Below are 17,791 nucleotides of genomic sequence, written 5' to 3' on the forward strand. Positions count from 1 at the left end.
AAGGCTTCATCGGCGCGCTCTATCCCTTCATGGACATCGCCGCCCTGGTGACGGCCATCCTGCTGGCGCGGATGAGCGCCGTGCGGCGGATGGCGGCCGTTCCGTCAGGTGGCGGCGCCGCGACCATGACGCTCGGCGGCTCGCCCGGCGGCGCCGACGGCGACGTGGTGCGCGACATTCTCGCCGACACGGTCCGCAGCCCGGCGATCTCGGCGCTGCTGGTGGGCCTGGCGCTCGGCGCCTTCGCCCGGCCCGACGCGGTTGTCGAGAGCTTCTATGCGCCGCTGTTCCACGGCCTGCTGTCGATCCTGATGCTGGTCATGGGCATGGAGGCCTGGGCGCGCCTGTCGGACCTCAGGAAAGTGGCGCATGCCTATGTCGTCTACGCCATCGCCGCCCCCCTCCTGCATGGGCTGATGGGACTGGCCGTCGGGCTCGCAGCCCATCACCTGACTGGGTTCTCCGCCGGCGGGGTCACGCTGCTCGCCGTCATGGCGGCGTCGAGTTCGGACATCTCCGGGCCGCCGACGCTGCGCGCAGCCCTGCCTGAGGCAAATCCGTCGGCCTATGTCGGCGCATCCACCGGGCTCGGCACGCCCGTCGCCATCCTCTCCATTCCGCTGTTCATGGCGCTCTCGGATTGGCTGATCGGCTTCTGAGCCCCTGCGTCCCGTGCGGTCTGAAGTGTCAGGCCGCACGTCACCCTTGGGGCGAGCCGGGTCTGGACCCGAATCGGCCGATTGGCTATCAAGCCTCCGGCACTTGTGCTGATGTGAGACACCAATCTGAAGCGTGGCGGCAATCGAAAATTCAGCACTCATGGTCTATGCGCGCTCAAGACGCGACCTGTTCCGGATCTACGGCACCCTCGGCGCCTGCATTGCTGCTCTCATGGCGCTTTTGTCCTTCCCGGTGGCGCTGCCGATCGGCGAGAGCTTCTGGGATACCTATATCTACATCGACGGCGCCCACCGGATGGCGATCGGCCAGGACATATACAGGGATTTCCACGCCCCGGTCGGGCCGCTGAACTATGTCCTGTTCAACGCGCTTGAAAGCCTGTTTCCCGATGGCAACGTGGTCTTCGTCATCCAGTGGAGCCTGATGCTGGTCACCGTGCCGGCCATCGCCGTGATCTGCTGGCATGCGCTGGCGCGCGGGCCTGCCGTGGCCTTCGCGCTGCTGCTGCCGTATCTGCTGTTCTCGGTCCTGCCGTTCAACGACAGTTCCTGGAACGCCTTTCCCGGCGTCGACGGATTCGCCTATTACAACCGGCACGCGGCGCTGCTCATCTATCTCCTGGTCGCCAGCCTGTTCTTCGTCCGCTCCCAGGTGGCGCTGGTGGTGCTGGTTTCCGGCCTGCTGCTCGCGCTCGCCTTCCTCAAGATCAACGGCTTTATGGCCGCCGGCATGATCCTCGCCGTGGCCCTGATCACGCGCCGGATCGGTGCGCGCGCGGCGATAGTGGTTGCGGTCCTGTGTCTCGCCGTCACCGGGTTGATCGAACTCCGCAGCGGCGTCGTCTCGGCCTATGTGGCGTCGGTGCTGCGGCTCATTGACAGCAACAGCTCGGAACTCGTCATCCGGATCCTGACCACCGGAACCGCCCGCTTCGACATCATCTTCACCTCCTCGCTGCTGGCGGCCTACCTGCTGTGGTCGCGCCGGCGCGGAAGCCCCGACCTGGTAAGGAGCTTCGACCGCGATGCCCCACGCGTTCCGCACCCCAACCGGCTCGACCGCGACTGGGTCTGGGCGGGCACGCTGATTGCCGCGAACATCCTGTTCGAATCGCAGAATTTTGGCGGCGCCGCCTTCATCTCGCTGTGGCCTTTGCTGGTGGTGCTGTTCCTGGGGCGCGCGCCCGCGGAGCGGATGCGGCTGTCGCCGCTCGTCGTGCTGATCGGCCTGATCGCGGCTCCGCCGGTGGTGGGCGTCGTCCACTCCGCGGCCCATGCGGCGGCCTCGTCGATCCGCGACGTCCGCCTCGATGCGGAGCACCTGCCGGCGGCGATGAGCTTCCGCACCAAGGCGCTGACGCTCGAGGCCGCGGAAAAGTCCCGTCCGATCCTCGCCGCCGGGCGCGAGACCTACCAGCGCTATGCCGACGCGGCCATCCTGCCCGCCTACTGGCTCTATTTCGACCACCAGTTCCAGCTCAATGTGCTTGAGACCATGGACGAGGTGATCGCGGCGATCCACGCCCGCGAAGCCCGGCTCGGCCTGCGCTACGACGTCATAGACCTCAGGGATTTCGCCAATCCGATCCCCGCCATCATGGGCCGCATCCCGGCGAAGGGCGTGTCGATCGGCGGCGATCCGTTCCGGACCGTGCTGCCTCTGACCGAGGCGGAGGCCGAGATGCTGTCGCGGACCGACCTGGTGCTGATCCCGACCTGCCCGGTGACCATGGCGCGCCGCAAGCTGCTCTCGGATTACGCCCACGCCTATGAGGGTTTCAACCGGGTGCAGCTCACGCCCTGCTTCGACGCGCTGGAACATCCCGACCATTCTTCCTGAGGCGCCGCCGCACGGCGATACCCGCACCGGCCGGTGACAAGGGCAGGACGCCGGTCGCGGGCAGGGTGCCGGCCCGACGGAGGGCCGCGCCCGGTTGCGGTGGACTGTGACGCCGCTCTGTGGCATGAGGCTCGCTCCTTGGCGGCGGCCCATCGGCGCCGCCCGATTTTCACCCGTTTAGACATCTGCAGGATGGAGTTTCAGCCATGGCAACCGCGCTCGGGCTCGATTTCGGCACGACCAACACGGTGCTGGCCCAGGCGGGCGAGGGCGCGCAGACGCGCTCGGTGATGTTCGAGTCTCCCGCGGGCACCGACGACACCATGCGCACGGCGCTGTCCTTCATGAAGGATCCGCAGCTGGGCGCCAGCGTCCTGCAGGTGGAGGCGGGCCACGCGGCCATCCGCGCCTTCATCGCCAATCCGGGCGAGTGCCGCTATCTGCAGTCGATCAAGACCTTCGCCGCCTCGCCGCTGTTCCAGGGCACGCTGGTCCATGCCCGCCGCTTCCAGTTCGAGGACCTGATGGAGGTCTTCCTCAAGCGGTTGCAGGCCTATGCGGGCGACCATTGGCCGTCCGGCGTCAGGCGCATCGTCACCGGCCGCCCGGTGCATTTCGCCGGCGCCAATCCCGATCCGGAGCTTGCCATGCAGCGCTACGCCGCAGCGCTCGGCCGGCTCGGCTTCCCCGAACTGCATTATGTCTATGAGCCCGTCGCCGCCGCCTTCTACTTCGCGCAGAACCTGAGGCAGGACGCCACCGTGCTGGTGGCCGATTTCGGCGGCGGCACCAGCGACTTCTCGCTGATCCGGTTCGAGACCGTCGCCGGGCGGATCCGCGTCACGCCGCTCGGCCAGTCCGGCGTGGGCATCGCCGGCGACCAGTTCGATGCGCGCATCATCGAGCATCTGGTCACGCCGGCCATCGGCAAGGGCAGCCAGTTCACGAGCTTCGGCAAGAATCTCGATGTGCCCGACAGCTACTACCGCAATTTCTCGCGCTGGAACCAGCTTTCGATTTTCCGGACCACCAAGGAATATGCCGGCCTCAAGGCGCTGGTGCGCCAGGCGGTCGAGCCCGACAAGCTCGAGCTGTTCATCGACCTGATCGAGCACGACGAGGGCTATCTGCTGCACCAGGCCGTCTCGGCCACGAAGATGGCGCTGTCGTCCGAGGACGAAGCAGAATTCCGCTTCGCGCCCCTCGGCGCGGCCGGGGAGACGACGGTCAGGCGCAGCGATTTCGAGAGCTGGATTGCGGGAGACCTGGCGCGCATCACCGCGGCGCTCGACGAGCTTCTCGACAAGACCGGCACGCCCGCCTCGGCCGTCGACAAGATCTTCCTCACCGGAGGCACCTCTTTCGTGCCCGCCGTCCGCCGCATCTTCACCGAGCGCTTCGAGGAATCCCGCATCGAGACCGGCGGCGAGCTGATCTCCATCGCCCACGGCCTGGCACTGATCGGCGAGCGCGACGACATCGCCCAGTGGACCGTGCCGCAGTGACGTGATCGGCAACTCCAGGGTGCATTCGGTAGAATAACTATATTTAAAGTGGAGAAAATTGACTCCATGTAGATTGTAAACTATTATGCAACCTGAGGCAGCGGAAACCACAAGAACAACCCGCCCGAACGACCATACATGCAGGCATACATCAGTCGGCTCACATCAGGCTCGCTATCAGGGAGTGTGTCGTGTTCTTGCCCTTTTCCAGTGAGGAAGAGATCCTCGCGCTGATCGAACGCACCACGCGCCGCCGGCGCACGCAGGCCGAGATGCTGCTCACGGAAATGTCCTTCCATGCCGACCCGGCGCTTCCGGCTTCCGGCTATCTCGGTGAGCTCGAGACGCTGCTGTCCTGGCCGGCCGGGCAGGGCGAACGGCTGATCGGCACCACCTGGTTCGGCCTGTGGCTGGAAACGCTCGGACGCTGGCACCAGTCCCGGACCCCGCCGCAGGGTCTGCGATCCATCCTGCCGCCGCCGCTGGATCTCAAGGCGCTCGAAAGCCTTGCTTTCCGCTTCACCCTGCGCGAGGAGGACGTGCCGGATTTCATCCGCGCGGTGATCCCGCCCTCGCATATCTTCCGCCGGCCGGTCCGGCCCGGCGACGCGCCGGCGCCAGGGACGGGGGCCTGGGAAACCGCGCTGCACACGGCCATCGCCAGCGCCGATGTCAAGATGCCCGGCATGGCGCGGATCATCGAGCGCGCGGTCACGCATTTCCTCATTCTCGACGATGTCGCCTTCCGCTCCTGTTCGGCCGACCGCTATCTCGGCCTGATCCTGCTGTCGACCAACGACCAGAGCCTGATCGACATCGAGGAATCCGTCGTCCATGAGCTGGGCCACCAGATCCTCTACCGGATCGACCGCGACACCGCGCTGTTCAGGGGCAAGGACGACCCCGAGACCCTGGTCCTGCCGTGGTCCGGATCCAGGCGCAACTGTTACGGCTTCTTCCACGCCTGCTACATTTATCTGATCCTGCGGGACTATTACCTGCGGGCGGTGGAAACGCATCCCTTCGATCAGGACTATTGCCGCGACAGGCTCGCCTTCATCGAGAACGGCCTGGCGCGCGCCGCGCCGATCCTCCTGGAGCGCGAAGAGATGCTGACCGGCCCGGGCATCGCGCTGCGCGACCTGATGGCGGCGCGCATGGCGGCGCTGGCCCGGGCGGAGGTCGAAATCGCCTGATCTGCGCCGGGCAGGTCCACTGCCGCCGCGCCCATGCCTGTTCACAGGGACGAACGCAGCCTAACCCAGGGAGACGGTCCATGAGTCCACGAAATCCTCCTTCACCGCCCCCAGCCCCGGGGGCCAGGCCGGGCGACAGGCGCGGGTCCGGTCCGGCCGTTCCCGACGTGCCGGTCCCTGGCGCTTCGGACGACCCGCTGGATCCGGCCAATTTCCGCCGCGCTCAGATCCGGCGGCAGGCAGCCATCTACACCAAGAAGATCGGCGACGATTACATTCTCTATGATCCTCTGGAGAACCACTATCTGCGCTTGAACGAAAGCGCGCACCTTCTTTGGACGACCGTCGGCGATCACGAGCGCATTCCGGTGTCCGAAGTCATCGACCAGGTCGGCTGCGTGCCCGAGGAGGGATTGGCAGCGCTCATCGCCATGGCCGAAAGAAGCTTCATCGTCGTCGTCACACTCTAGGAAAGGAATGAACATGGCCGATAGGAAAATCGAAACCCCCGTCGTCACCGATCTCGGCGAAATGACGGGTTTTCTCAATCCCGAACTCGAGCATCAGCAGCAGCAGCAGCAACAGCAGCAGGCGTCGATGCTGCGCCGCCGGGTGATGAACCTCGAGACCAAGCTTCCGGAAGAGGAGATCACCACCAAGCTGGCGACCGAAATCACCACCTTCAACCAGTTGGTGCCGCGCAGCAAGAAATGAGGCCGGGGCGCCCGCGCCGGCCCTGCGCGCCGCAATGGCGCCGGGGTCGGCCGCGAAGGCGGCGCCGGGCAAATCAGGCCTGAGCTTGCGGCTTCGCGCTTGCAATATCGCGGCGTTCCCTGTAAGCGACGCCTATTCCACACGTGGGGCATGGGTTGGTCCGGGAGAAATCCGGATCGGTCCGCCGGTGGCGCTAAGCGCTCACGCCCCGCGGAGGTTCAACCGGAAACAGGAGTACAAGGCATGGCATTGCCTGATTTTTCCATGCGCCAGCTGCTTGAAGCAGGCGTCCACTTCGGCCACCAGACTCACCGCTGGAACCCGAAAATGAAGCCGTACATCTTCGGCGCGCGCAACAATCTGCACATTCTCGATCTCGGCCAGACCGTTCCGATGCTCAATCAGGCATTGAAGCTGGTTTCCGACACCGTGTCCAAGGGCGGCCGCGTGCTGTTCGTCGGCACCAAGCGTCAGGCCTCCGAAATCGTTGCCGATGCTGCAGCCCGTTCGGCGCAGTATTACGTCAACGCCCGTTGGCTCGGCGGCATGCTGACCAACTGGAAGACGATTTCGCACTCGATCCAGCGTCTGCGCAAGCTCGACGAGATCCTCTCGGCCGAAGCCTCGGGCTTCACCAAGAAGGAACGCCTCAATCTCGAGCGCGAGCGTGAAAAGCTCAACCGCGCTCTGGGCGGCATCCGCGACATGGGCGGCACGCCCGACCTGATGTTCGTGATCGACACCAACAAGGAAGGCATCGCCATCCAGGAAGCCAAGCGTCTCGGCATCCCGGTGGTCGCGATCATCGATTCCAACTGCGATCCCGACGTCGTCGATTACCCGATCCCGGGCAATGACGATGCGTCGCGCGCCATCTCGCTCTATTGCGACCTGATCAGCCGCGCCTGCATCGACGGCATCGCCCGCCAGCAGGGTGCGTCGGGCGTCGATCTCGGCGCCATGGACGCGCCGGTCGAGCCTGCTCTGGAAGCTGCGCCCGAGGCCGCTGCCGCCGAAGCCGCGCCTGCGGAAGAAGCCGCCAAGGCCTAAATCCGGGTTCCGGACAGAACCGGCCCGGCCGAGCCACAGTGCTTTGCCGGGCTGTCACATTTCAATGGCATGGTCGACATGCCGCAAAGCGTCGCCCAGGTCGATTCCGCCGTTAAGGCCCGACCGGACGCATCAGAATGAAGAGGCTGTTATGAGCATTACCGCTGCAATGGTGAAAGAGCTGCGCGACAAGACCGGCGCAGGCATGATGGACTGCAAGAAGGCGCTTGCCGAAACGGGTGGCGACATGGAAGCGGCGATCGACTGGCTGCGCGCCAAGGGCATCGCCAAGGCCGACAAGAAGTCGGGCCGCACCGCCGCCGAAGGCCTGATCGCGATCGCCTCGGAAGGCAAGTCCGCCGTCGTCGTCGAAGTCAATTCCGAGACCGATTTCGTCGCCCGCAACGACGGGTTCCAGGATCTGGCCCGCTCGATCGCCGCTGTCGCGCTCACCACCGACGGCTCGGCCGACGCCATCAGCGCCGCCACGGTTCCGTCCTCGGGCAAGTCGGTCACCGACACCGTCAAGGACGCCATCGCCCATATCGGCGAGAACATGAGCTTCCGCCGCTCTGCCAAGCTCACCGTCGAGGACGGCGTGGTCGCCACCTATGTCCATAACGCGGTCGCCGACGGCCTCGGCAAGCTCGGCGTGCTCGTCGCCGTCAAGTCGACCGGCAAGCCCGAGGCGCTCAACGCCATCGGCCGCCAGGTGGCCATGCACATCGCCGCCACCAACCCGCTGGCGCTGACCTCGGACGATGTCGACCCGGCGATCGCCGACCGCGAGCGCAACGTGTTCGTCGAGCAGGCCCGCGAATCGGGCAAGCCCGAGGCCATCATCGAAAAGATGGTCGAAGGCCGCATGCGCAAGTTCTACGAGGAAGTGGCGCTTCTTTCGCAGGCCTTCGTCATGAACCCCGACCAGACCGTGGGCGAGGCCGTCAAGGCTGCCGCCGCGGATGCCGGCGCGCCGGTCGAAATCGCCGCATTCGTGCGCTTCCAGCTCGGTGAAGGCATCGAGAAGGAAGAAAGCGACTTCGCCGCGGAAGTGGCCGCCGCCGCCAAGGGCTGAGCCCCAGGCGCTGTGACGGCGCCCCGGGCGCCGCATTGTGGAAAAACCGCAAGGGCATCGCGTGACAACGCGGTGCCCTTCGTGTATCCGGGCCTGACACAGAAATACGGACCAATCCATGACAGCCAAGCCCCTCTTCAAGCGCGTCCTCCTCAAAGCCTCGGGTGAAGCCCTGATGGGGAGCCAGGGGTTCGGGATCGATGTCACCGTGTCCGACCGGATTGCCGCCGACATCGCCGAGGTCCGCGCCATGGGCGTGGAAGTGGGCGTGGTGGTCGGCGGCGGCAACATCTTCCGCGGCGTCGCCGTCGCCTCCAAGGGCGGCGACCGGGTGACCGGCGACCACATGGGCATGCTCGCCACCGTCATCAACGCGCTGGCGCTCGCCACCTCGCTGCGCAAGCTCGGCATCGACACCGAGGTGCTGTCCGCCATCTCGATGCCGGAGATCTGCCAGAGCTTCTCCCAGCGCGCGGCCCTGCATCATCTCGAAAAGGGCAGGGTGGTGATCTTCGCCGGCGGCACCGGCAACCCGTTCTTCACCACCGATTCCGCCGCGGCACTGCGCGCAGCCGAAATGGGCGCCGAGGCCATCCTCAAGGGCACCCAGGTCGACGGCATCTATTCCGCCGATCCAAAGACCCACCCCGATGCCACCCGCTTCGACACGATCACCCATGACGAGGTGCTCAACAAGGGCCTCGCCGTGATGGATGTGGCGGCCGTCGCGCTGGCGCGCGAGAATTCCATTCCGATTGTCGTCTTTTCGATCCACGAAAAGGGCGCATTCGCCAAGATTATGGTCGGCGAAGGCCGCGCGACGATCGTTCGCGATCACTAAGCTGCCGGCGGCGCGTGAGGCGCCGCCCGTGCAATGACAGCAGGACGTCTGCAGGAAGGACTGGCGATGAGTGAAGGCGTTGATCTGAAGGAACTCAAACGTCGCATGGAAGGCGCAATCGCGGCATTCAAGAGCGATATCGCATCCTTGCGCACCGGCCGCGCGTCGGCCAACGTGCTGGATCCGGTCATGGTCGAAGCCTATGGCTCCCGGGTGCCGCTCAACCAGGTGGCCAACGTCACCGTGCCGGAGCCGCGCATGCTCGGCGTCTCGGTCTGGGACAAGCAGATGGTCGGCGCCGTCGATCGCGGCATCCGCGAGGCCAATCTCGGCCTGAACCCGATCGTCGACGGCCAGAACCTCCGCATTCCGCTGCCCGAGCTCAACGAGGAGCGCCGCAAGCAGCTCGTCAAGGTCTCCCACACCTATGCCGAGAACGCCCGCATCGCCATCCGCAATGTGCGCCGCGACGGCATGGATTCGCTCAAGAAGGCGGAGAAGGACGGCCACATCAGCCAGGACGATCATCGCCGTGAATCCGACCTCGTGCAGAAGATGACCGACGAGACGATCACGGAAATTGACCACTTGCTGGTCGAAAAGGAAAAGGAAATCATGCAGGTTTAGGCGCGACTCGCGTTACAAGTCGGGAAATGGCCAAAGCAATGCGACACGAAGCCCCCATACCAACGCCGCGGCATGTCGCCATCATCATGGATGGCAACGGCCGCTGGGCCAGTGCGCGCGGCCTGCCGCGCACCGCCGGCCACCGCGCCGGGGTGGACCGCGTCCGCGAGGCCGTGCGCACCGCCGCCGAGGCCAATATCGACTACCTCACCCTGTTCGCCTTTTCTTCCGAGAACTGGAACCGTCCCAAGGAGGAGGTGTCCGACCTGATGGGCATCCTGCGGTTCTTCATCCGCAGGGATCTCGCTGAATTGCACCGCGAGAATGTCTGCGTCAGGGTCATCGGCTGCCGCGACACCGTCCAGCCCGACATCAGGGCGCTGCTCAACGAGGCCGAGGACCGCACCCGCGGCAACACCGGGGTCACCCTGATCATCGCCTTCAACTACGGCGCGCGCGACGAGCTGGCGCGCGCGGTCCGCTCGATCGCAGAGGCGGTCCGCTCCGGACGGATCGATCCGGAAATGGTCAACGAGGCGACCCTGTCGACCTATATCGACACCACCGGCATTCCCGACCCGGACCTGGTCATCCGCACCAGCGGCGAGCAGCGGCTGTCCAATTTCCTGCTGTGGCAGGCGGCCTATTCCGAGTTCGTGTTCATGCCCTGCCTGTGGCCGGATTTCGACCGCAACGCGTTCTACGATGCGCTCGCCGAATACAGCCGCCGGGATCGCCGGTTTGGCGCGGTGGCGGCGCCAGACATCGCGGTCGGCTCCTGATGTCGCGCGAGCTGCGGCTGAGGATCATGTCCGCAGTCGTGCTTGGCATCGTCGTCCTGGCGGCCACCTGGGCCGGGGGCCTCTGGTTCAGAAGCCTCGCCGTCGTCATCATGCTCGCCGTCCATTATGAATTCTCCACCATGGCCAATGCCCCGGCCAGGGCGCCGCTCGCCAATGCGATCGGCTGGCTGGCGGTGCTGGCCACCGCGCTCTTCGTGCTGACGTCGCTGCCGGCGATGGCGCTGGCTGCGATCGTCATCGGCGCCTGCGGCGCGGTCTTCGCCGGGGTCAAGCGCGGCGGCGGATGGTGGTCGGCGACCGCCGTGCTCTATGCCGGCTTTTCCGGCCTGGCGCTGGCAGAGATCCGCGGCGACAGCCTGTCCGGCCTGTTCGCCATGCTGTTCATCTACGCCATCGTCTGGACCGGCGACACCATGGCGCTGTTCTGCGGCCGGGCGCTCGGCGGCCCCAAGCTCGCCCCGCGGATTTCGCCCGGCAAGACCTGGTCGGGCGCCGTCTTCGGCGTGGCCGCGGGCGTCGGCGCCGGCGTCGGCACCGCGCTTGCCGTCCGCCAGGGCGGCGGGGCGACGATCCCGCTCGTAGCACTTGCCCTGGTGGTCGCCTCGGTGGTGGGCGACCTGTTTGAATCCTGGGTCAAGCGCCGCTTCGGCGCCAAGGATTCGGGCCATCTCATTCCCGGCCACGGCGGCGTCATGGACCGGGTCGACGGTCTTGTCTTCGCCGCATTTGCGGCCTTTGTATTGGGCAATCTTCTGCCGCTGACCGACCGCGCCGGCGTCGCCGACGAGCTTGCCGCAAGGTTGCTGGGCCTATAGTCGGCGCAGCCGCGGACGCGGCTCGGGTCGCGCCATGAAAAGGATACGACACTATGGAATTTCTGACATCCTCGGCGGGCAACATCCTGAGCGCCTTGCCGCCGTTCCTGCTGGTCCTGACCATTGTCGTCTTCTTCCATGAGCTGGGGCACTATCTCGTCGGACGCTGGTGCGGCATCAAGGCCGAGGTCTTTTCCATCGGCTTCGGGCCGGAGCTGTTCGGCCGCACCGACCGCCACGGAACCCATTGGAAGGTCTCGCTGATTCCGCTCGGAGGCTATGTCAAGTTCCTGGGCGACGAGAACGCGGCGAGCCTGCCTTCGGGATCGGGTGCGCCGGGGCTTACCGAGGCCGAGCGGGCGCAGTCCTTCCCCAACGCCGCGCTGTGGCGCCGCGCGGCCACCGTCGTCGCCGGACCGCTCGCCAATTTCATTCTGGCGATCGCCATCTTCGCCGTCACCTTCGGCATCAACGGCCGCGTCATCTCCGATCCGGTCGTGGCCCAGGTGCAGCCCGCCAGCGCCGCCGAGGCCGCGGGCATCCTGCCCGGCGACCGCTTCGTCGCCATCGACGGCGTCGGCGTCGAGGTCTTCGACGACGTGCAGCGTTATGTCAGCGTGCGCCCGGAAGTGCCGATCACGGTGACCATGGACCGCGGCGGCCAGATGGTGGAGCTCACGCTCACGCCGGTGCGCACGGAGATTTCCGACACTTTCGGCAACAAGATGGAAGTCGGCCGCATCGGCGTGGTCACCAACAACGACGCCGGCAATTTCCGGGTGCGCGAATACGGCCCGCTCGAGGCCGTCGGCGAGGGCGCCGCGCAGAGCTGGTACATCGTCACCCGCACCTTCGGCTATATCGGCAACATCATCACCGGCCGCGAGAAGCCCGACCAGCTCGGCGGGCCGATACGGGTCGCCAAATACTCCAAGGACATGTCGACGCTCGGCATCGCCGCGCTGATCCAGTTGGCGGCGGTGCTGTCGGTGTCGATCGGCCTGCTCAATCTCATGCCGGTGCCGATGCTCGACGGCGGCCATCTGGTGTTCTACGCCATCGAGGCGGTGCGCGGCCGGCCGCCGGGCGAGGCGGCCCAGGAATGGGCCTACCGGTTCGGCCTGACCATCGTGCTGGCCCTGATGATTTTCGCGACATGGAACGACGTGACGATGCTGATCGGTTGATATCGGCACCCCAGGCATGCTAACCAGTTGTTAACCCTGAAATTGCTCAAGCGTGGCCAAACCGCCACGCCTTGAAGGGAAGTAAACAGAAATTAACTCCGTCCCTTGCTTGTGTATGAAAAGCGGGTAAAACGGGCTCAAGTCATGACTCACGATGCGTGTCTCCCTTTGGGGCATACGAGTAAAAAAAGGTAATAAGATCAATGAAAGCCGGTTCAAGCCTTTTGAACGCTGTGTCAGCCTTTGCGCTGACCGCGGGGATCGTTGTGACGGGTGCGGGTGTTGCGACGCTTGCCGGGGTTACAATTGCTGAAGCAGCGGTCGTCAGCCGTGTCGAGGTGCGGGGCAATTCGCGCGTCGACGCCTCGACCGTCCGCGGCAATCTGACGATCAAGCCTGGCGCGAATTTCACCAACAACGACATCGACGAATCGGTCAAGCGGCTGTTCGCCACCGGCCTGTTCTCCGATGTACAGATCAGCGTGTCCGGCTCGTCGCTCATCGTGACTGTCGCCGAGAACCAGATCATCAATCAGGTCGTCTTCAACGGCAACAAGAAGCTCAAGGACGCGGCCCTCAAGGGCGTGGTCCAGAGCCGCCAGCTCGGCGCCTACAACGATCTCATCATCCAGGCCGACGTGCAGGCCATCCGCGACGCCTATTCGGCGATCGGTCGCTCCGATGCCGTGGTCACCACCCGCGTGGTTCCCGTCGAAGGCGGCCGCGTCAATCTCGCCTTCGAGATCAATGAAGGCGACCGCACCAAGATTTCCTCGATCAATTTCGTCGGCAACCAGGCGTTCGGCGACGGCCGTCTGGCCGATGTGATCACCACCAAGCGCTCCGGCATGCTGTCGTTCCTGACCCGCAAGGACGTCTATGACGAGGACAAGCTGCGCGCCGACGAAGAGCTGCTGCGCCGCTTCTACTACAATCGCGGCTATGCCGACTTCCGCGTCATCTCGTCCTTCGCCGAACTCGATGAGACGAGCAACGAATATGTCGTCACCATCACGGTGGAAGAGGGCGAGCGCTATGTGTTCGGCGATGTGAGCATCGAGAGCACCGTTCCCGGCATCGATTCGGAATCGCTCAAGGGCCTGATCGAGACCCGCAGCGGCTCGGTCTACAGCGCCAAGGACGTCGAGGACACGATCCTGGCGATCTCCGACCGCGTCGCCACCCAGGGCTATCCCTTCGCCACGATCACGCCGCGCGGCGACCGTGACTACAACAACCGCACCATTTCCGTGGTCTATCTGGTCGACGAGGGCACCCGCGCCTATGTCGAGCGGATCGAGATCCGCGGCAACACCCGCACCCGCGACTATGTGATCCGCCGCGAATTCGACCTGTCGGAAGGCGACGCCTTCAACCAGGTCCTGGTTCGTCGCGCCAAGAAGCGGCTTGAGGATCTCAAGTTCTTCTCCTCGGTCGACATTTCCACCCAGCCCGGCTCGCAGCCCGACCGCGTGGTTCTGGTCGTCGACGTCAAGGATCAGTCGACCGGCGAATTCGGCGTCGGCGGCGGCTATTCCAACAATGACGGCTTTACCGCCACCATCGACATCACCGAGCGCAACTTCCTCGGTCGCGGCCAGTTCATCCGCGCCTCGGTCGGCGGCGGCACGAAATCGCGCGAATACACGCTGTCGTTCACCGAGCCCTATTTCCTCGGGTACCGCCTGGCCGCCGGTTTCGATTTGTTCAAGACCACCGACAAGAGCTACAAGGGCTTCGACGAGGAAACCCAGGGCATCAACCTGCGCCTTGGCGCGCCGATCACCGAGAACATCTATCTCAGCACCGCGTTCAAATATTCGGAAACGAAATATTCGGATTACGTCCTCAACGCGACGAACATTCCTTCGGCTCCGGAACTTGCCGCGGTCTCCCGCACCGTCGCCAATGGCGGCCACCAGATCGGCGCTCTGTCCTACTCGCTGTCCTACAACACGCTGGACGACCAGAAGCTGCCGCGCGAGGGCATCTCGGCCCGCTTCACGCAGGAATATGCCGGTCTCGGGTTCGATTCGGACTATCTGAAGACCACCGCCAAGGCGAGCTACTTCCACATGCTCTCCGAGCAGGCGGACATGATCGGCCAGGTCACCGTGGGCGCGGGCAACATTATCTCCACCGGCGATAATCTGCGCGTGTTCGACCACCTGTTCCTGGGTCAAGAGACAATTCGCGGCTTCGAAACCCGCGGCATCGGCCCGCGCGTGTTCAACGGCACCACCAATGTCGGCGCCGCCGGCGGCACCACCTACTTCAACGGTACCGTGGAGGTTTCGACCCCCATGCCGGCGCTGTCGCGTGATCTCGGCCTGCGCCTCAACGTGTTTGCCGACGCCGCCACGCTCTACGGCAATGACATCGCCGCCGCCGATTTCGGCACCCAGAGACTGGTCGGCAACAACATGGACTGGCGCGCGTCGGTGGGTGTCGGCATCACCTGGGCCTCGCCCTTCGGTCCGCTGCGGGTCTACTACGCCGAGCCCGTCGTCAAGGAAAGCTTTGACGAGGTCAAGAAATTCGGCTTCGGCGCCTCGACACGCTTCTGATATGACTCGGGTGGCCACGATGCCACCCGGTCTTTCGCTTTGGTCTCTTTATGGACACAACTCGCTTTTTTCGTCCGCATGAAGGCATTTCGCTTTCAGACCTCGCCGGTCTTTGCGGAGCCGAACTGGCGAGTCCGGACTTGTCCGGGCGCATCGTCACGGCCATCGCCCCGCTGTGGCGCGCCGGCGCCCAGGACGTCACCTTCGCAAACTCCCGCAAGGCATTGCCCGATCTGGTGAAATCGCAAGCCGGCGCCGTGTTCCTCACGGCAAGGCTGGCCCAGGACCTCCCCGCAGGCGTTGCCGCCCTGATCACCGACGCGCCGCAGACCGCGTTCGCGCTCGCCGGTGCGGCGCTCGCGCCTTCGGCCATGCGGCCGCTGCGGCTCACCTCCGGGTCCGGCGTCTCCGGGGCCGCCATCGTCGATCCCTCGGCCAGCATCGAGGACGGTGCGGTGGTCGAGGCCGGCGCGGTCATCGGCGCCCGCGTGGAAATCGGCGCCGGCACGGTCATCGCCTCGGGTGCGGCCATCGGCGAGGGCACGCGCATCGGCCGCAATTGCGACATTGGCCATGCCGCCACCGTGCAGCACGCCCTGATCGGCAACAATGTCATCATCCATCCCTCGGTCTCGATCGGCCAGGACGGCTTCGGCTATGCGCCGGGACCGCGGGGCATGGTCAAGATCCCGCAGCTCGGCCGCGTCATCATCCAGGATCATGTCGAGATCGGCGCGGGCACGACGATCGACCGCGGCGCGCTCGACGACACGGTGATCGGCGAAGGCACGAAAATCGACAATCAGGTCCAGATCGCGCACAATGTGAGGATCGGGCGCCATTGTGTTATCGTCTCCCAGACCGGCATTGCCGGTTCGACGACGCTGGGCGACGGTGTCATGATCGGCGGGGCCTGCGCCATCAATGGACACATCACCATTGGCGACGGCGCCCAGATCGGCGCCATGAGCGGCGTCGCAGGCAATGTGCCGGCGAATGTGCGCTGGGCCGGAATCCCGGCGCGGCCGATGAACGGCTTCTTGCGGGACGTGGCGGACGCCAATGCCCGCGCGTTCGGCAAGCCGGGCCGGACCAGGAACGACAAGGATGGCGAGGGGCAATGACGCAGACTTCGACGACGACACTGGAGACGGCGGGAATCCGCGACATCATGAAGTTGCTGCCGCATCGCTACCCGTTCCTGCTGGTGGACCGGATCATCGATATCGACGCGGACAACTCCGCCATCGGCATCAAGAACGTGACGGCGAGCGAGCCGCATTTCACCGGCCATTTTCCGGGCAACCCGATCATGCCCGGCGTGCTGATCGTTGAGGGCATGGCCCAGACCGCCGGCGCCATCTGCGCGCGGGCGACCGGCGCCGGCAGCAAGCTCGTCTATTTCATGACGATCGACAACGCCAAGTTCCGCAAGCCCGTCGTCCCCGGCGACCGGCTCGAATATCACGTCACGAAGACCAAGCAGCGCGGCAACATCTGGCGCTTCCATTGCGAGGCAATGGTCGACAATGCCAAGGTGGCCGAGGCTGACATCGGAGCCATGCTGGTTTCCGCAGAAAGCGAGACTGAATGACCATAACCGCGCCCACGGCCCTGCATCCGTTCCGCATCCATCCGTCCTCCATCGTCGAGGACGGGGCGGTGATCGGGATGAATGTCGAAGTCGGTCCGTTCTGCCACATCGGCTCCAGGGTCAAGCTGGGCGACAATGTCCGGCTGATGAGCCATGTCGTCATCGACGGCTCGACCACGATCGGCGACGGCACCATCGTCTTCCCCAATGCCGTGCTCGGCTGCGCGCCGCAGAACATCCACTACAAGGGCGAGGACACCGAGCTGATCATCGGCCGCGGCTGCACCATCCGCGAAGGCGTGACCATGCATGCGGGCATGCCGAATTTTGGCGGGAAGACCACGGTCGGCGACAATTCGATGTTCCTGGCCTATTCGCATGTGGCGCACGACTGCCATGTCGGCAGCAATGTCATCCTGTCCAACAATGTCATGCTCGCCGGCCACGTCACCATCGGCGACCGCGTCATCATGGGCGGCGGCGCCGCGGTGCACCAGTTCACCCGCATCGGCCACCATGCCTTCATCGGCGGGCTCGCCGCGGTGAGCAACGACGTCATTCCCTATGGCATGCTCAACGGCAATCCCGGCGTGCTGATGGGGCTCAACATCATCGGCATGCAGCGCTCGGGCTTCGACAAACCGGCCATCCACGCCGTCCGCCGGGCCTTCAAGACGATCTTCGACCCGGCGTCGCCAATTCGCGAAAACCTCGCCCGGGTGCGCGACCAGGCGGGTGAAAATTCCGCCGTGGCCGACATCATCGCCTTCATCGATGCCGAAAGCGAGCGCGCTCTGTCGTCGCCGGCCCGGGGCCAGCGGGGCTGAAGCCGATGACCGCCGCCGCCGGCGCGCCTGACATTGCCGGGCGGCTCGCGATCCTCGCGGGGAAAGGGCGGTTTCCGGTTCTGGTGGCGCGCGCCGCGCGCGATCTCGGGCATGATCCGTTTGTCCTGGCGATTGCGGGCGAGGCGGACCAGGACTGGTCCGGCTTCGATCACTGCGAACTGCCGATCGCCGATCTGGCCGGCTTCGCCCGCATCGTGCGCCGGGAGACCATCGGCTCGGTGGTGCTCGCGGGCGGCATCACCCATCGCCCCGACCTCGCCGACATCCGTCCCACCTGGCGCTCCATCCTGGGCTTCCTCACCTCGGTTCGCGTCGTCGTCTCGGGCGGCGACGACAAGCTGTTGCGCTTCGTCATCCGCGTTCTCGAAAACGAGGGCGTCAAGGTGCTGGCGCCGCATGCGGTGGCGCCCGCGCTCCTGGGCCGGGCCGGGCCGCTCGGCCGGGTGCTG

At 65.5% G+C, this 17,791-nt stretch carries 17 protein-coding genes and 1 pseudogene; all 18 read left to right on the top strand.

All coding sequences use genetic code 11. The features are described from left to right. A partial coding sequence (locus LL06_RS13580) for a sodium-dependent bicarbonate transport family permease (RefSeq protein WP_035527698.1) occupies positions 1–659 on the top strand: 659 nt, incomplete at its 5' end. Between the two features lie 133 nt (positions 660–792). Then, positions 793–2,520: a hypothetical protein gene (locus LL06_RS13585; protein WP_152599606.1), complete on the top strand. Its 1,728-nt coding sequence runs from the start codon at positions 793–795 to the stop codon at positions 2,518–2,520. Positions 2,521–2,726: 206 nt separating this feature from the next. Further along, positions 2,727–4,025 carry an Hsp70 family protein gene (locus LL06_RS13590; RefSeq protein ID WP_035527702.1) on the top strand — a complete coding sequence of 433 codons (1,299 nt, stop codon included), beginning with the start codon at positions 2,727–2,729 and terminating at the stop codon, positions 4,023–4,025. A gap of 197 nt (positions 4,026–4,222) precedes the next feature. Then, on the top strand, positions 4,223–5,221 hold the full coding sequence (locus LL06_RS26415) for an HEXXH motif-containing putative peptide modification protein (RefSeq protein WP_152599607.1): 999 nt from the start codon (positions 4,223–4,225) through the stop codon (positions 5,219–5,221). 167 nt (positions 5,222–5,388) lie between these two features. Beyond that, entirely contained in the window at positions 5,389–5,691 is a 303-nt protein-coding gene (locus tag LL06_RS13600) for a hypothetical protein (RefSeq protein WP_035527704.1), read from the top strand. A 13-nt stretch (positions 5,692–5,704) separates the two neighbouring features. Beyond that, the gene (locus LL06_RS13605) at positions 5,705–5,935 is read left to right on the top strand and encodes a hypothetical protein (protein WP_152599608.1); all 231 of its coding nucleotides are present in this window, start codon (positions 5,705–5,707) and stop codon (positions 5,933–5,935) included. A gap of 243 nt (positions 5,936–6,178) precedes the next feature. Further along, positions 6,179–6,985, top strand: coding sequence for a 30S ribosomal protein S2 (gene rpsB, locus LL06_RS13610; RefSeq protein ID WP_035527708.1), 807 nt, complete (start codon positions 6,179–6,181; stop codon positions 6,983–6,985). 151 nt (positions 6,986–7,136) lie between these two features. Next, the gene (tsf, locus tag LL06_RS13615) at positions 7,137–8,060 is read left to right on the top strand and encodes a translation elongation factor Ts (protein WP_035527710.1); all 924 of its coding nucleotides are present in this window, start codon (positions 7,137–7,139) and stop codon (positions 8,058–8,060) included. A 118-nt stretch (positions 8,061–8,178) separates the two neighbouring features. Beyond that, positions 8,179–8,901, top strand: coding sequence for a UMP kinase (pyrH, locus tag LL06_RS13620; protein WP_035527712.1), 723 nt, complete (start codon positions 8,179–8,181; stop codon positions 8,899–8,901). Positions 8,902–8,967: 66 nt separating this feature from the next. Then, positions 8,968–9,528, top strand: coding sequence for a ribosome recycling factor (gene frr / locus LL06_RS13625; RefSeq protein ID WP_035527714.1), 561 nt, complete (start codon positions 8,968–8,970; stop codon positions 9,526–9,528). Between the two features lie 38 nt (positions 9,529–9,566). Then, positions 9,567–10,310 (top strand): isoprenyl transferase, encoded by a 744-nt coding sequence (locus LL06_RS13630; protein WP_035527716.1) that lies wholly within the window; start codon positions 9,567–9,569, stop codon positions 10,308–10,310. A 26-nt stretch (positions 10,311–10,336) separates the two neighbouring features. Continuing rightward, positions 10,337–11,146 carry a phosphatidate cytidylyltransferase gene (locus LL06_RS13635; protein WP_244447133.1) on the top strand — a complete coding sequence of 270 codons (810 nt, stop codon included), beginning with the start codon at positions 10,337–10,339 and terminating at the stop codon, positions 11,144–11,146. A gap of 53 nt (positions 11,147–11,199) precedes the next feature. Further along, positions 11,200–12,333 carry an RIP metalloprotease RseP gene (gene rseP, locus LL06_RS13640; protein WP_035527719.1) on the top strand — a complete coding sequence of 378 codons (1,134 nt, stop codon included), beginning with the start codon at positions 11,200–11,202 and terminating at the stop codon, positions 12,331–12,333. Between the two features lie 203 nt (positions 12,334–12,536). After that, positions 12,537–14,900, top strand: a complete 2,364-nt coding sequence (gene bamA / locus LL06_RS13645) for an outer membrane protein assembly factor BamA (RefSeq protein WP_035527722.1) — start codon at positions 12,537–12,539, stop codon at positions 14,898–14,900. A 50-nt stretch (positions 14,901–14,950) separates the two neighbouring features. After that, entirely contained in the window at positions 14,951–16,024 is a 1,074-nt protein-coding gene (lpxD, locus tag LL06_RS13650; RefSeq protein WP_035527726.1) for a UDP-3-O-(3-hydroxymyristoyl)glucosamine N-acyltransferase, read from the top strand. Next, positions 16,021–16,494 (top strand): 3-hydroxyacyl-ACP dehydratase FabZ, encoded by a 474-nt coding sequence (gene fabZ / locus LL06_RS13655; RefSeq protein ID WP_035527729.1) that lies wholly within the window; start codon positions 16,021–16,023, stop codon positions 16,492–16,494. Before lpxD ends, fabZ begins: the two co-directional genes overlap by 4 nt. Beyond that, the gene (gene lpxA / locus LL06_RS13660; protein WP_052161557.1) at positions 16,491–17,321 is read left to right on the top strand and encodes an acyl-ACP--UDP-N-acetylglucosamine O-acyltransferase; all 831 of its coding nucleotides are present in this window, start codon (positions 16,491–16,493) and stop codon (positions 17,319–17,321) included. Before fabZ ends, lpxA begins: the two co-directional genes overlap by 4 nt. Before the next feature lie 5 nt (positions 17,322–17,326). Further along, positions 17,327–17,791 (top strand): annotated as a pseudogene (locus LL06_RS13665) (UDP-2,3-diacylglucosamine diphosphatase LpxI); the annotation flags it as partial.

It is taken from the genome of Hoeflea sp. BAL378 (genome assembly GCF_000759435.1).
Classification (GTDB): domain Bacteria; phylum Pseudomonadota; class Alphaproteobacteria; order Rhizobiales; family Rhizobiaceae; genus Hoeflea.

Bases quoted from the DNA above. Each gene is read 5' to 3' on its own strand.
- rpsB (WP_035527708.1), top strand. From the start codon at position 6,179: ATGGCATTGCCTGATTTTTCCATGCGCCAGCTGCTTGAAGCAGGCGTC.
- lpxA (WP_052161557.1), top strand. From the start codon at position 16,491: ATGACCATAACCGCGCCCACGGCCCTGCATCCGTTCCGCATCCATCCG.
- lpxD (WP_035527726.1), top strand. From the start codon at position 14,951: ATGGACACAACTCGCTTTTTTCGTCCGCATGAAGGCATTTCGCTTTCA.
- LL06_RS13590 (WP_035527702.1), top strand. From the start codon at position 2,727: ATGGCAACCGCGCTCGGGCTCGATTTCGGCACGACCAACACGGTGCTG.
- LL06_RS13630 (WP_035527716.1), top strand. From the start codon at position 9,567: ATGCGACACGAAGCCCCCATACCAACGCCGCGGCATGTCGCCATCATC.
- frr (WP_035527714.1), top strand. From the start codon at position 8,968: ATGAGTGAAGGCGTTGATCTGAAGGAACTCAAACGTCGCATGGAAGGC.
- fabZ (WP_035527729.1), top strand. From the start codon at position 16,021: ATGACGCAGACTTCGACGACGACACTGGAGACGGCGGGAATCCGCGAC.
- LL06_RS13635 (WP_244447133.1), top strand. From the start codon at position 10,337: ATGTCCGCAGTCGTGCTTGGCATCGTCGTCCTGGCGGCCACCTGGGCC.
- tsf (WP_035527710.1), top strand. From the start codon at position 7,137: ATGAGCATTACCGCTGCAATGGTGAAAGAGCTGCGCGACAAGACCGGC.
- LL06_RS13605 (WP_152599608.1), top strand. From the start codon at position 5,705: ATGGCCGATAGGAAAATCGAAACCCCCGTCGTCACCGATCTCGGCGAA.
- pyrH (WP_035527712.1), top strand. From the start codon at position 8,179: ATGACAGCCAAGCCCCTCTTCAAGCGCGTCCTCCTCAAAGCCTCGGGT.
- bamA (WP_035527722.1), top strand. From the start codon at position 12,537: ATGAAAGCCGGTTCAAGCCTTTTGAACGCTGTGTCAGCCTTTGCGCTG.
- rseP (WP_035527719.1), top strand. From the start codon at position 11,200: ATGGAATTTCTGACATCCTCGGCGGGCAACATCCTGAGCGCCTTGCCG.